At 45.7% G+C, this 15,024-nt stretch carries 11 protein-coding genes; 5 read left to right on the top strand and 6 right to left on the bottom strand.

Annotated features, from left to right (window positions below; translation table 11 throughout):
* Positions 1–74 precede the first annotated feature (74 nt).
* Positions 75–2,099, bottom strand: a complete 2,025-nt coding sequence (locus ACJB0T_RS06090; RefSeq protein ID WP_479293993.1) for an acetoacetate--CoA ligase — start codon at positions 2,097–2,099, stop codon at positions 75–77.
* A 224-nt stretch (positions 2,100–2,323) separates the two neighbouring features.
* On the opposite strand from ACJB0T_RS06090, the gene phhA reads away from it, so the two are divergent.
* The 4 genes from phhA (at position 2,324) to ACJB0T_RS06070 (ending at position 7,987) form a co-directional block, all read left to right on the top strand.
* The gene (gene phhA, locus ACJB0T_RS06085) at positions 2,324–3,115 is read left to right on the top strand and encodes a phenylalanine 4-monooxygenase (RefSeq protein ID WP_479293991.1); all 792 of its coding nucleotides are present in this window, start codon (positions 2,324–2,326) and stop codon (positions 3,113–3,115) included.
* Positions 3,108–3,443 (top strand): 4a-hydroxytetrahydrobiopterin dehydratase, encoded by a 336-nt coding sequence (locus ACJB0T_RS06080; protein WP_112460162.1) that lies wholly within the window; start codon positions 3,108–3,110, stop codon positions 3,441–3,443. The genes phhA and ACJB0T_RS06080 overlap by 8 nt, the downstream gene beginning before the upstream one ends.
* A gap of 256 nt (positions 3,444–3,699) precedes the next feature.
* Positions 3,700–4,869: an efflux RND transporter periplasmic adaptor subunit gene (locus tag ACJB0T_RS06075; RefSeq protein WP_479294568.1), complete on the top strand. Its 1,170-nt coding sequence runs from the start codon at positions 3,700–3,702 to the stop codon at positions 4,867–4,869.
* Positions 4,862–7,987, top strand: a complete 3,126-nt coding sequence (locus tag ACJB0T_RS06070) for an efflux RND transporter permease subunit (protein WP_479293989.1) — start codon at positions 4,862–4,864, stop codon at positions 7,985–7,987. Before ACJB0T_RS06075 ends, ACJB0T_RS06070 begins: the two co-directional genes overlap by 8 nt.
* Positions 7,988–8,336: 349 nt before the next feature.
* On the opposite strand, the gene ACJB0T_RS06065 is transcribed toward ACJB0T_RS06070, so the two are convergent.
* The 5 genes from ACJB0T_RS06065 to ACJB0T_RS06045 form a co-directional block, all read right to left on the bottom strand.
* On the bottom strand, positions 8,337–9,197 hold the full coding sequence (locus tag ACJB0T_RS06065; RefSeq protein WP_479293987.1) for a helix-turn-helix domain-containing protein: 861 nt from the start codon (positions 9,195–9,197) through the stop codon (positions 8,337–8,339).
* Between the two features lie 169 nt (positions 9,198–9,366).
* Complete coding sequence (yiaY, locus tag ACJB0T_RS06060) at positions 9,367–10,515, bottom strand: L-threonine dehydrogenase (RefSeq protein ID WP_479293985.1); 1,149 nt, start codon at positions 10,513–10,515, stop codon at positions 9,367–9,369.
* Between the two features lie 241 nt (positions 10,516–10,756).
* A complete protein-coding gene (locus ACJB0T_RS06055) occupies positions 10,757–12,076 on the bottom strand; it encodes a BamA/TamA family outer membrane protein (protein ID WP_479293982.1) in 1,320 nt (439 codons plus the stop codon).
* A gap of 185 nt (positions 12,077–12,261) precedes the next feature.
* Positions 12,262–13,182 carry a M14 family metallopeptidase gene (locus tag ACJB0T_RS06050; protein ID WP_479294566.1) on the bottom strand — a complete coding sequence of 307 codons (921 nt, stop codon included), beginning with the start codon at positions 13,180–13,182 and terminating at the stop codon, positions 12,262–12,264.
* Between the two features lie 116 nt (positions 13,183–13,298).
* Positions 13,299–13,637 (bottom strand): cytosolic protein, encoded by a 339-nt coding sequence (locus ACJB0T_RS06045; protein WP_479293980.1) that lies wholly within the window; start codon positions 13,635–13,637, stop codon positions 13,299–13,301.
* A gap of 627 nt (positions 13,638–14,264) precedes the next feature.
* Here ACJB0T_RS06045 and ACJB0T_RS06040 point away from each other — a divergent pair.
* A complete protein-coding gene (locus ACJB0T_RS06040) occupies positions 14,265–14,942 on the top strand; it encodes a hypothetical protein (protein ID WP_479293977.1) in 678 nt (225 codons plus the stop codon).
* Positions 14,943–15,024: the final 82 nt, after the last annotated feature.

Below are 15,024 nucleotides of genomic sequence, written 5' to 3'. Positions count from 1 at the left end.
GTTCATGTAGATGAACAAGACGCTTTACCCGCGTTGAATATCGGTAAAGCGTCTTTTAATCAGGGAGTTGCCAGCTATACAGTGAGAGCGAACTTCGCGACCTCATCAAGGACGTGCGGGTTGGCGATCGCCCCTTTGTTCTTTATTTCTTGGCCGTGCAACACCTGTTTTACTGCTAGTTCTACCAGTTTTCCTGACTTGGTTTTTGGGATCTCACTGATGGCATAGATTTCTGAGGGGACATGGCGAGGTGAGCAATGCGTTTTCAGTTGCTGTTTGATAGCACGTTGCAAATTATCATCCAGCGCAGTAGATGGGGAAAGCTGCACGAATAGGACAATCTTTTCATCATTGAGATGCGTTCTGCCAACAGCAATGGAGTCGATAATACCATCAAGCTGATTAACCTGCTGATAGATCTCAGCGGTACCAATGCGTACACCGCCCGGATTGAGTATTGTGTCACTGCGCCCAAAAAAGTGCATACCACCGTGTGAAGTCATCAAGACATCATCGCCATGACTCCAGCAGCGCGCGAAGTCTGCCCAGTAAGCGTTGTGGTAACGTTCACCATCGTCATTCCAAAAGCCAATAGGCTGGTTTGGGAAACTGTTAAGGCAAACCAGCTCACCACGCTGCTCTATGACAGATTCGCCATTGGTATTAAAGACTTGCACATCCAAGCCTAAACCAGCGGCTTGGCATTCACCGCGATAAACAGGGGATATAGGATTGCCAAGCACAAAGCAGCCGCAAATATCGGTTCCACCTGAAATAGAGGCTAAATGAAGATCCGATTTGATGGCTTGATAAACATAATCAAATTGCTCTGGATACAAAACAGAGCCTGTAGAGCAAAGGGTTCTAAGGTGGGTAAGTGCAAACTTCTCACTAGGGATAAAGCCGTTTTTTTCTATCGCTTCCAGATACTTAGCGGCAGTACCAAACAAGGTTACTGACGTGCGATTGGCCAGTTCCCATAGTACGTTTTCCGTGGGGTAAACAGGATTGCCATCATAAATAACCAAGCTCGCTCCGCTTGCCAGTACCGATACGTGCCAGTTCCACATCATCCAACCACAAGTGGTGTAATAGAACACTCGATCGTCAGGTCGAACATCACAATGTAGCTGATGTTCTTTAAGATGATTTAAGGTGATGCCGCCAACAGAGTGAACAATGCACTTAGGCTTTCCCGTTGTTCCGGACGAATAGAGGATGAACAGAGGAGAGTTAAACGCAACGCGATGAAAGTGAACAGGTGCACTTTGAAAGTCACCAATGATGGACTCCCATTCGACGTTGATAGCGTTGCCGGAATTGATTTGAGAAGAAGTTGGCATTGATGGCTCGTTCTGACCGAGGTGCTGGTATCCCACAGTGCAAACGTGGCTAACAGGTTCAATTGCATTTGAGATGGCGCTGTTCTTATCTGTCATGGAGAACGATTTACCGCCAAATTGGTACCCATCCACGCAAAACAGCACCTTGGGTTTCACTTGTCCAAATCGCTCAATAACGCTTTCCGCGCCAAAATCCGGCGAGGTCGATGTCCAAATAGCACCTAGACTGGTCGCTGCGAGCATAGCAATCACGGCATAGGGAGAGTGGGGGAGATAGCCAGCCACGACATCGCCTTCTGCTACGTTGATGCTTTGAAGCCACTGCTGCATGATGGACACGTGCTCAAGGAGCAGCTTCCAAGTGTATTGCTCAACATGGCCTTGCTCGTTTTGAAATAAAATAGCGACCTTTTCAGGGTTTTTACTCCCATAATCGAGTAGGTTTTCTGCATAATTCAGCTTCGCCTCAGGAAACCAGACAGTGTCTCTCGCGGGTACGACATCACTCCATACCGCCTCCCCAAGCTGGGTCGTTTGACCTTGTTTCGAGCCCACAACGCCGCAAAAATCCCATACTCGTTGCCAAAAATGCTCTGGATTATCCAGTGTCCATTGATGTAACTGTTGATAGTCAGAAATGTTTAAGGCGGGTTTGTCTGCAACGAGTTGATTGATGAATCGCTGGATATGACTTTGAGCAGCGCGGGTCGCGTTAGGTGTCCATAGAGATTGAGAAGAAGTAGGCTTTGTTAACATTATTGATACACTCGTCCTTGATATTATTACGAGTTTAATTTTTGTTGCTTTTGGTGGGCTAGTCAAACTTGTCGGCCAAATTCAATTGATTGAATTTAAAGTTAAAAATACACGCATGTAAAATTTATGTTACGCTCGAGGTGCGAGCGTCATTTAGAAGAGTTATTGTCAGCTTAAAACCAAACACATAGGCTTAATGTAAAGAGTTTGTTAAAGGAAATGGCATGACTCAGTATGTATCTAACCCTGTGAATGAGCAGGGATTAATTGATTGGAGCGAAGAAGAAAACCGCATTTGGCATGATCTTGTTGAACGCCAACTGGATTTAGTTAAAGACAGAGCGTGCAAAGAGTATTTACGCGGCCTTGAATTGCTTGATTTGCCACTAGATAGAGCCCCACAGCTGACTGAAATTAACAGCGTGTTGCAGCGTGAGACTGGCTGGCAAGTTGAGCCTGTTCCAGCGCTGATCGATTTTGATCGCTTTTTCGAGCTGTTAGCATCACGCAAATTCCCTGTGGCGACGTTTTTACGTTCTCGAGAAGAGTTTGATTACCTTCAGGAGCCTGACTTCTTCCATGAGATCTTCGGGCACTGCGCCATGCTGACCGACCCAGATTTTGCCGAGTTTACCCAGCACTATGGAAAGCTTGGCTATCAAGCGAGCAGCAAGCAGAGGGTCTATCTGGCGAGATTGTATTGGTTTACCGTCGAGTTCGGTCTTGTTGAGCAGAATGGCGACTTAAAGATTTACGGAGGCGGTATTTTGTCATCTCCGGGTGAGACTCTGTACGCACTTGATGATGAAAGGCCGCTGCGTCAAGCGTTCAATGTCGACAACGTGTTAAGAACGCCTTACCGAATCGACATTATGCAGCCGACTTACTTTGTGCTGGACGACATTCGCCAGCTGTATGAACTAAAACAACAGGACTTGAGCCAAGATGTCGCACGAGCGATGGAATCGGGCTTACTCCCTCCACTTTTTGAACCAAAGGACATGACACATGCTTAATGAACTACGCTGCGAAGCCTGCAGCAGTGATGCAATTGCACTGGGTAAGGATGAACAACAACAGTTACTAACAGAGCTTAATGATTGGCAAATTATAGAGCGTGATGGTATCCCGCAACTTGAGAAGCATTATAAGTTTAAGAACTTTAAGCTCGCTTGGGCGTTTTCAAACCAAGTGGCGGAGCTGGCCGAAGAAGAGTTCCATCACCCAACAATCACGCTGGAGTGGGGCAAAGTGACCGTGACCTGGTGGAGTCACTCTATCAAAGGGTTACATCAAAATGATTTTATCTGCGCGGCCAAATGTGACGGTTTTATCGCTCAGTAAACTCCATACTTTCAATACAAGATCCTCGCTCAACGCGGGGATTTTCTGTTTTTTGGGGAATGGGGGCACTTTGTTTAGAGTCAGAAAGGAAATGTCACACTTTGCATGTCAATTATTGTATTGGTAAGAAGTCGATGTGAGTCAAAAAAGATGATGAAACCTTACAGTTTATATCAATTAATATGCGTACAATGGTTATAAACGCTCAAGCGTACAGTTATTGAGGTACGTTGACTAAAGAACACTAATAAGGGACATTATGTTCAAGCGCAGTATTAAATGGATACTCCCCTTCGCAATCTTAGGCGTGGCAGGTGGCGGTTACTTGTTAGTTCAAAAGACTGCACCAGAAGTCGAGGTAGAGAAAACACTCGACACCACACCTCGTGTCAAAACCCAAATTTTGCAAGCGCAGACTCATCAAGTGCAGATTTCGAGTTTTGGCGAAGTTGTACCTTTAGAGCGTACAGCGCTGTCTACTCAAGTTTCTGGCGAAGTGACGAGTTGGCACCCCAATTTTGTCTCTGGTGGGGTGGTTAAACGCGGTGAAGTTCTGTTCACTATCGAGAAAGATGACTATCAAGCCGCGGTACTGCAAGCTCAAGCAGAACTTGCACAAGCTCAAGCGACCCTTATCGAAGAGCGCGCAAAAGCGAAAGTTGCTGAGCGCCAAGCTAAGAAAATTAAAGATACCCAAGTATCGGATCTTTATCTTCGTATCCCACAAGTATTAAGTGCAGAAGCCCGTGTGAAATCAGCGCAAGCAGGGCTGCGCCGTGCCAATCGCGACCTTGAAAATACCGAAGTGGAAGCGCCATACGATGCGTTAGTGGTGTCTCGCAACATCGGTGTTGGTCAATACATTACCGCAGGCTCTCAAGTCGCGGAAATCAATAACATCGAACACGCAGAAGTTATGGTGCCGATCGCTGGATTCGACGCGCCTTTCTTACCGAAGGACATCACCGGTGTTAGCGCGGAAATCATTGCTAAAGGTCGCATTGAAGTCATTCGAGAAGGTGAAATCGTTCGTGACTTAGGCGTCGTAGACAGTGCAACGCGCATGGTGAACATGGTGATTCGTATTGACGATCCCTACGGCCTTAAATCTAATTTAACTCCTCTACCGTTTGGCTCTTATGTTGAAGTCCAATTCAATGGCCGAACCGTGGATAACTTATTTCAAGTGCCACAAGAGCTTGTTATTGATGAGCGAGTTTGGGTCGTGGATCCAGAAGACAAACTGATTCCAAAGCCGGTACATGTGCTTCGTGAGGAGCAGGCCAACTTCTTTATTGATTCAGGCATTGAGAATGGTGACGAGTTGGTACTGACGGTACCAGAATTTCCGCAGATTGGTATGACGGTAATTCGGGTCAACGACGAGTCTGATGTGTTGGCGCAGCAAGGAGAGGCCAGTGAGTAAGTCTACCCAGCGCGGCATTATTGCTCTGTTCGCCAACAATTCGGTGGCGGCCAACTTGCTGATGGCGTTTGTACTCATTATGGGTACGGTCAGTTATTTTCTGATCCAGCGTCAAATGTTTCCCAACTTTGAAATTAACTACATTCGTGTGACCGCGTCTTACCCGGGTGTGTCGGCGCAAGAGATCGAAGAAACCATCCTTATTAAAGTGGAAGAGTCACTCAAGGATGTCACCGAAATCAAAAAAGCAGTCACGGATGCGTATCGCGGTGGTGGACAAGTCACACTAGAAATCGATACTAAAGCCGATCTCCCGGAGGTACTCGACCGAGTCAAACAAAGGGTTGATGCTATTGCCAGTTTTCCAAGGGCAATGGAGCCAATTAAAGTCACGCAAATCGAGTTCAAGCAAGATGTCATTGGTATGGTGCTGTCGGGCAACACCTCGCTGACTGAGCTTAAAACCATCTCTAAACAGGTAGAGAAAGAGCTATTGCAACTGAGTGATGTGTCGCTGGTCGAAGTTAGCTCACCCCCGGATGAAATTGGCATTGAGATTCACCCCGACGAGCTGCGTACGTATGATCTTACGTTGGACGATGTGGTGTCGGCGATTCAAAGATACTCCGCCAATTTCTCAGCAGGGCAAGTGCGAACCAACACTGGCTTGGTTTCTATTCGTATTGAAAATCAGTATTACGATGGCTACGAATTTCGCCAAATCCCCGTCAAACTCGGTGCCAATGGCTCGAAAGTGTTGCTCGGTGATATTGCTACCATTAAAGATGAGTTTACCGAAGGACAGCACTACTTTAAATTTTCGAGTGAGAATGGCATTTATCTCACGGTAAAAGCCACTAAAACTCAGAACATGGTGCCAGTAGCCGAAACGGTGAAGCGCTACATAGAAGCCCGTAACCAAACCTTGCCGCATGGGGTGCAAATCCACACCTTGATGGACATGACCTATTACCTCAACGCGCGCCTTGACATGATGCTCAAGAATTTGATGCAAGGGGCAGTTTTGGTCGCGGTATTGCTCACTATATTCTTGCGTTTTCGCTTAGCAATGTGGGTGATGATCGGGTTGCCGGTTTGTTTCCTTGGGGCGGTGATGTTGATGCCACTGTTTGGCGTTAGTATCAATATTATTACTCTGTTCGCCTTTATCATGGTGCTCGGTATTGTGGTCGACGATGCCATCGTGATAGGGGAGAGTGTGTATACCGAGGTAGAGAAAAGTGGTGGTGGGGTCACTAACGTGGTACGCGGCGCTCAGCGAGTAGCGACACCTGCTACCTTTGGAGTGTTAACCACCATCGCGGTGTTCGTTCCATTTCTATTCTCAACTGGCCCCGAGAAAGCGTTTTTTTATGGCTTGTCGATAGTCGTTATCTTCTGTCTCATCTTTAGCTTGATTGAATCTAAGCTAATTCTGCCTGCCCACTTGGCACACACTAAATTCACACCGGTTAAAGAGAACAGTTACCGAGCTCGGTTTAACCGCGCATTCTTTAAGTTCGTTCACGGCCCTTACAAGCGTACAGTGAGTCAATGTGTGGAATGGCGCTGGTCTGTTATGGCCGGCTTCATTGCAATTTTGGTCGTGAGCGCAGCTATGGTGACGTCAGGGCATGTGAGAATGATCCCAAGCCCGAAAGTACCGTCTGATTTCCCTTTGATCAAAATTGAAATGAACAGTAACGCCTCTGATGAGCAAACCATTGATGCCTTGCTGACGTTGGAGAAGGTAGTTAAAGCGGTTGATAACGACATCCAAGATGAATTTGGTATGCCTGTTATTCGCGACATGATGACCATTAATACCAGCCGTACTGAAGGTATGCTCATTTTACCGCTAGTGGATGAGGACATGCGTCCAGTTGATGCGTTTGAGCTCTCTCGCCGTTGGCGTGAAAAGCTGCCGACCATCGTTGGTCTCAAGTCCATTGTGATCAATGATAATGTAGCTGGTGGTGATGACGGTGATGAGTTTGGTTATCTGCTTTATGGACCCGATATGGAGGTGCTCAATGAAGCCGGAAGAGAACTTATTTCCAAGTTGCAACTGCAAACTGGGCTGTTTGATATTAGCTCATCAATGGATACTGGAAGCCGAGAAGTACAGCTCTCTTTAAAACCGGTGGCCTACGATCTTGGGTTGGATTTAGCCAGTGTTGCGGCGCAAGTCGGGGGAAGCTTTTATGGTGGTGAGGCACAGCGTGTGTTGAGAAACACCGAAGAAGTTCGAGTCATGGTTCGTTATCCGAAGCTAACTCGTGAAGCCTTTTCGTCTCTGCGCTACGCGCTGATTAATACTCCGTCGGGTAAGAAAGTGATGCTCGGTGACGTGGTGGAAATTGAGAGCAAACCGGGCATCAACCAAATTCGACGCGAAAATGGCTTTAGAACGGTTTATATCTACGGATCTATTGATGAGACCATTATCGAGCCAGATAAAGCGGTGAAGAATATCGAGGACAATGTCCTGCCAGAGCTCAAGGCCATGTTCCCAGAAGTGACCACCGAGCTTGGCGGTACGATTGAAGAACAGCAAAAGCAATCGGCAGAACAAATCGTGTTCTTTGTTGCGGGTATGATTACTGTGTATATCCTTCTCGCGGTGCCGCTTAAAAGCTATGCTCAGCCGCTGATCATTATGTCGGTGATTCCATTTAGCCTGACTGGGGCGATTTGGGGGCACTATCTCTACGGATTGGATATGTCGATGATGTCGACGTTCGGCCTTATCGCGGCGGCGGGGGTGGTGATCAACGACTCGTTGGTGATGACCGATTACGTCAATCAAATCAAAGCTCGTTGCGACTGTGCTAAAACTGCAGTCGTCGAGGCTGGATGTGCGAGGTTTAGGGCGATCACCCTTACTTCAATTACGACTTTCTTTGGTGTTCTACCAATTATGTTTGAAACCAGTTTACAAGCTGCGTTCGTCAAACCTATGGCTGTCGCTCTGGGGTTTGCGGTTATGTATGCCACTGTTGTGACCTTGATTGCTGTGCCTTGCTTGTATGTGATTTTGGAAGATGTTAGTGGCCTCTTCCGTAAGCTGAAAAGGCTTTATTTTCCTCTAAAACAACCGGCCGCTGAGCGGAGCTAGTTGTTGTCTTGATAGGCTCGGCGAGTGCAGACTCCCGAGCTGATACATAATAATTTCCAGATACGACCTATCAAATTTCCTTGTCCATGTTGTGAATATACGACAGGTTGGCTACAAGCTAACTACTACTTCTAATGAGGTGAGTTCGTGGAAGACACACTACAAATCGCTTTAATGTGTGTCATGGATGATCGCAGTTTTATTATGGCTTTTTTGATCGGAGCGGCATCGATGGCGCTCTGGTTTGAATTTCGTCGACTTTGGTCAAAGGCAGCATAGCCAATCACAGTCTAAGGAAGTCGTTAGTAATAAGAACGGTTCACTAGAGAGCCGTTCTCTTTTCAGTAGATCAATTTAGCCGAGTCACCATCGTACGCTGAAATTGCTTAGGTGTCTGCCCAAACTCGTTTTTGAACAAACGAATAAAGTGCGAGATATTGTCGTAACCCGTTTCATAGGCAGCATCGGTGACAGACATCGATTTTAAGTGTCGTTTTGCTGCCGTCAGTCGCAGTTGCGTTAGATACACCTTCGGATTTTGATCCGTCATCAGCTTGAACTTCTGGGAGAAGCTCGATAACGAAAGTCCCACTTCCTCTGCAACCTGAGATAACGACAGTTGCATACCTTCTTGAGAGTTCATCAACCGAATAGCGCGCTTGATAGGGTGTGACTGATTTCCATTAATGATGTTATGGCAGGCGTTCTTTCTAAGAAGTTCAAACACGAGCTCTTGACCCGTCAATTCAATCAAAAAGTCCATTCCTGTGTCTTGCTCTTTGAGTATCTCTTGCATTCTCTCATGCAGCGAATTGACCCGCTTTTCAATGGGGTTAACCACAAAACCTTGTGCATCGAATGATTGCGAAGTGTCGAACTCCAAATAGTCCGAAACTCGCTGTGCGACCTTCTCGATTAGCGGCTCAGTGAACTCGTACACCAATGCCTTGGTGTATTCCGGCATCTTCATATGAATATTGGCATTCGGTGGCAACAACACGAATTCGTCGCTCTGATATTTAAATGCTTCTGATTGGTTCACTTTTACTGATTTTGTACCCTCAAGGATGGTGCAAAGGCGGGGGGCTTCGTATGAACGGTACTCGTCGTGAAAATCTTTTGGCAGATCGTAATAGAGTAAATTTATTTGGCCTGCGTTTAATGCATACTCTCGTTCTGCAATGCGACTAAAGTTGCTTATTGTGTGCATGAATGGCGTCATACTCCTATTACGGTGGTGAATCCCATAATAGACAGGAGAAAATCGCACAACATTGATCTGTGTTAGTTAATCCCGAGCCATTTATAAAACAAAACTGCAGGCAAACGTTTTACCTGCAGTTATGCGATATGGCTCTAAATTAGAGTTCTAGTTTGTCTTATAGAGCGGCGGCTAGAATGCCAACAATTTCATCATGGGTTGCTTGTTTCGGGTTAGTGAAACCACATGCATCCTTAAGTGCGTTTTCAGCAAGAACATCGAAGTCGTCGTGTTTAACACCAAGCTCTTCTAGACCAGCTGGAATGCTAACGTCTTTAGATAGTTGACGAATCGCGTCCAAGCCAGCGTTCGCTGCCTGTTCATCGCTCATACCCGTTGTATCAACGCCCATCGCGCGAGCCACGTCCGCTAGGCGTGCTGGTGCAACTTGTGCGTTGTACTGCTGAACATGTGGAAGCAGTACTGCATTACAAACACCGTGTGGTAGGTCGTAGAACCCACCCAATTGGTGTGCGATAGCGTGAACATAACCAAGTGAGGCATTGTTAAACGCCATGCCAGCCATAAACTGTGCGTACGCCATGTTGTCACGCGCTTCTAGGTTGTCGCCGTTTGCCACCGCTTCACGAAGGTTTGCTTGAATCATTTCAATCGCTTTGATCGCTGACGCATCAGTAACCGGTGTTGCTGCGATAGACACATACGCTTCGATCGCGTGTGTGAGTGCGTCCATGCCCGTTGCAGCTGTAAGTGAAGCTGGCTTCGCTAGCATTAGCTCAGGATCGTTCACAGAGATGATTGGCGTGACGTTTTTGTCCACGATAGCCATCTTAATGTGGCGAGCTTCATCAGTGATGATGCAAAAGCGAGTCATCTCTGATGCTGTGCCTGCCGTAGTATTAATAGCAATAAGAGGAAGTTGAGGCTTTTTAGAAACGTCCACGCCTTCGTAGTCTTTGATTTCGCCGCCGTTTGTCGCAAGTAGCGCAATGCCTTTCGCACAGTCGTGCGGTGAACCACCGCCAAATGAGATAACACAATCACAGCCGTGTTCTTTAAGAAGAGCTAGACCATCGTTCACGTTCTCGATGGTTGGGTTTGGTTTAGTTTCGTCATAAACCACAGCAGCAACCTGTGCTTCGTCAAGTAGCGTTGTCAGCTTGTTGACGGCACCAATTTTGTTTAGAACGTTGTCTGTCACGATTAGCGCTTTTTGAAAACCGTGACTTTCAATTGTTTTTACTGCATCAGCTAGGCAGCCAGCGCCCATTAGGTTCAAAGATGGAATATAGAATGCGTTAGACATGTTCTACCTCGTTTAACTTTCAAAAATTGTCAATTTCAAACCTTTGAGTAGGTTTTACTTTATCTTCTGAACTCAGGTTAGCAGTGGTAGCAATGTACAAACTAGCGCTGGTTTTATAGAAATAGTCGGTTTTTTACTAGTTAGTGATGATGTGAGGTTCGTCGATTTGAATGGCCTAGAACAAATAGAAAAAGACCTCTGTATGTGAGGTCTTTAAGCAATTCTAGGAAGAGAGTATGCCTTAAAAAGGATGATCAACCATGATCCAAAAGTTGGTACTTTCGGGGGATTTTGCCAAATCTGCACGAACGACTAGACCTGCCATCAAAGCTCGCACTGAGCCGCCTGCATCGTATTTTAAGTCAGTGAGTAGTTCGTTCGCAGTGTAGGCAGCGCCCACTCGGCCAACCTCGACAAAACCGACAAGTTGGATCCAGTCGACACGCAAGAAATCGAGCCATGAGATCTCTTTAAGAGGGTTGTATGCGAGAGTATAGCGATATTCCGCTGCACCATATATTACCGCTTTATCGTGGAATCGATTGTTGTCATAGCCCCGCAATCGGGTGAAGCCTCCCAATGTGGCACCCTCATTGTATGGTGGATTACCGTTAACAACTCGATTTCCTTGTTGATCGCTGTTGACTTCCCACGTCGGAGAAAGTCCGGTCCAGAAGTTAAGTGCAATGACACGCTGTGACGCCCAATCTGATTTACCCAGCGAAAAATACTTGCTCATATCGAGCTCGTGAAATGACCACTGCTGCTTAGACTCAAACCAGCCCCAGTCATGAGAGGTCGCTACGTACTGGCGGCTACCGTATGAGGGGTTTGGCGCAAAGTCCGTGTTGTCATAGAGGAGGCCAAACTCCATAGCGTGAATGGTGCCATCGAGCTTGCCTTGGTTAAATTCAAACGACTGGTAGCGATTGAACTGGCGAGCGACAAAGATGGTGGAACCACTTTCCATTGGATTCCACTCTTTGCCTCCAGAGGGCTCAGATATCAGCAAACCGTTACGTATTTTGTAGTCTACTCGGCCATCATTTCGAGTTGAGCCTATCGGTAGTACATACTCCATTTTGATATCAAACCAATTGGAAGCGCCGTCAGCTTGAAAAAATTGATCTTTTGACGAGCCGTTGCTTCCCGGAAGAGGTGAGCCTGGCGGGTAGGATTCGGTGCCCGTTGTATAAGCCCTCTGCTGAGGGTAATAGCCAAACATGCCATAGGCACTTAAAAATACTCGCTCCGTGCCGGGAATCATATAGTTCCAGACGCCGCCAGCGATGGCGTGGCTCGTATCACCACCAAACACGGTACCACCAATGGTCATTTGGTCTTGGTGAATACCTTTAATCATTCCGCCGACACCCACGTTCAAACCCATGGTTTCTGTACTAAAGAGATATGGTAAGACCATAGACTCACGAACTCCATCGGGAGTCTCTTGACGGTCAATACGCGATTTTACGCTCGTTGGCACGGCTGCTTGCGCTAGAGTGGCATTGAGAGAGCATGTCAGCGCCGTAACGAGTCCTAATAGGCGACGATAAGTCATAGATGAGCGACTTCCTTGCAATTATGATTGTTCTTTGTCGTTACATAGCCTAGCGTGATTTGTTACGCGAGAGAATAAATAACCGAGACTTTGATGATTTTTTGCAGCAGGTTTTACAAATGTGGCTTTTTGGATGCGCGCATTTAGAAAACCCAAGCATTAAGCTTGGGTTTTGAAGTGTTGTGTTACATCGATGTTTGTAGGAAATCGAGTGCCCCCACGACCGCAGCGACTTGAGCGTCATTACACTCTTGTTCAGTCACCTTAGGGCTATCTGGATACACTTCCGTAGTGGTTGAGTACTCACAATCTGTCATGCCAGTGCAAAGGCTCAGCTTTTTCAATGGGTAATTGATTACGCCATGCTGCACCACGTCAGAGCCAATAATTTTGCCGTTGTCATCCTGCGGCGCAATATGAGTTACTTTTTCAACAAAGCCAATCACATGCTTTTGAAACGCCTCAGCTGGCTTTTCGGTGTTACCTACAAGATAAAAGCCGTCTGGTACATTGTCTTCAATGTATTCAAGGCCATCACGTGCAGCAAGAGCAGGGCGGAATTCACTTTCATCCGTATCCGTGGTTTCATGTAGATCGATGTGAGCCCAAATATCTGTGCCTAGTGACGCCACAAACGCCATAAGATTGGCCGATTCTTCCGCTGGAGAATCTTGATAGAACGAACGGTTTGGATCTACTGCGTTAGGATTCCAGCGGTTGATAGTTTCATAACCCCAAGGGCTCACACAAGGTGCGATAACGATATTGAATGCATCTTGGTAGTCGTGAACTTCGTTCTTAGCAAACTGAAGCGCGCCGTGAACACCGGACGTCTCATAACCATGTACACCCCCCGTAACTAGGATTGTTGGCTTTGTAGCATCCCAAGCGCGTGTTTTTAATGCAAACAGCGGGAAGCGAGCTTCGTCGTAAGAAAGCGCTCCGTATTGCACCACATCTAAGCTCTCACGCAGTGCGTCGATTTTAGGAAGGACATCTTCGCAATAAAGACGTTTTACCGACGTGCTTTCACGCCACTGTTGAACTTCGCTATCTGTCCATTTTTTCCCGGGGGTACCGATAGGGTATTGAAAGCTATTTTGCATGGTTTCCATTCTCAACATCTAATGTGCGAGAAAGCATAGCGGTGAAGAAGCGCAGTGGCAATCGAAGAGAAGTGAAGATTGTGACAAAACTGACTTGCAGACCGAATGACCGCTTTTCAATCCAAACGAGTAATAAAGGTCTTTTCATCATCCACAAACGCCACAAAGCCGCCATGATAGATAAACACTCGGCCACGCCCTTCAACCAAACAGGCAAGCTGTGGGTTCAAATCTTCTTTATTGTTTGGTCTCTGCAAGGTGCCAGTATCCGTCACTATGCCGTCGAGTGAGGGCAGGTACCCATAAGTGCGCTTCGCTTGATCAATCAGGCTCAATTCGCTGGTCGTAGAGAAGCAAGAGGGGATAGCACCCGCATCTTCAATAAACATGGTTTTGAATTCTTCAAAAGCGGTGATTACCAGCCAGTCGATACCGTTAACATGATGGATAAACATAGAGAGTCTCTGTAATTCTGATGGGGGAATGTTATCACTATTTGAAGGCAACGTCGTTGGAGTTTGGGTGCTTGAAGAGGGAATTGTACGCACCTTTTGAACACTTTATAGACTAGCTTGAAAAAGGTTTTTGAGTAGAAGCTCTGTTGGTTGCTCAATCTAATTCGAAATAGTTCATAACTTTATTAAATCGGATAGCGACTTTGTAGCGGAGTTCAATTGAACTAAGCGACGATCATTTATAAATCATCGTTGTTTAAGTCTAAATTTAATGACAAAAACAACTAACAGAGCAACAAAGCCGCCTTCATGTTGTTTATTTAACTATTGAGTCTAGTAACAAAAAAGAAAAAGAAGGCTAAGTAACTTGCGAATATCATACAGGCAGGCAAATGTTTCATGTTCAATCCTCATATTAGAGATTTGATTGTAAGTAGTGTCGTGAAGATGAAATAGGAATTAGAGAAATTCATAATTGGGTAGGAGTTGCGAACAAATTTGAATTTCTCTAATTCCTCGTAAATCGTCATCGAAAAACATACAGTAGTGTTATTCTAGCGACATAAAGATTTGGATTTAATACTGTTTCATGGATGAATGAAATATTGATTAATATAGAGAGTCTCAATGAAAAAAGTAGTCACTATCGCAGCAATTTTAACCACTCTATCTTCTACTTCAGTTTTAGCGAATAAAAATATCGACTTCTCAAATCCTTATGCGTCGTATAATGGTCTTTCTGTCGGTTATGGTAGTAAGGATTTTGACGTCAACGCTCAATTTACCAGTCAAGTTAACAACAGCTGGAATCTATTAGGTACCTATCATAGTGATGATAATTTTGGAAATCACGATTTAAGACTTAATGTCATTCATCACACTGGGGTAGGCTATTTTTTAGGGTATAACTATGATTCAAACTTTGATAATAGAAACATCCGATCGAACACAGGCGAGCTTGGTGTGCACGTAAACGTGCCGCTTAATAAAGATATTCGTCTGGTTCCAGAGCTAGCTTTAGGTTCGTTTGAACATCAATCAATGTCGAACACCGCTTACTATACTCAGTTATCGCTAAATATGGTCTACAATACAAGTAATAATATTTGGTTGAGTGTTACACCTGAATACACATTTAGCTTCAATGATCTACAGGAAGAAAATGGTCGTCGATCAAGTTTTAGAAGTTGGGATTTGATTGCGGATGTAGGCTATACAATCAATAACAATCAGAGTTTGGTTTATACGTATCAATATGACAGAGGGGATCATCTTTCTACCATGTCATACCGAATTGGTTTCTAACATACTTTCAGCCCGCTTAATGCGGCCTCAGACTGCTGACAAAGGTCTAGCTTTCAAGCTAGACCTTTGATCTAATAGGAGT

Source organism: Vibrio sp. CB1-5 (assembly GCF_059412285.1).
Note: the sequence above shows the minus strand (reverse complement) of the source record. Positions and strands in the feature narration are given on the sequence as shown.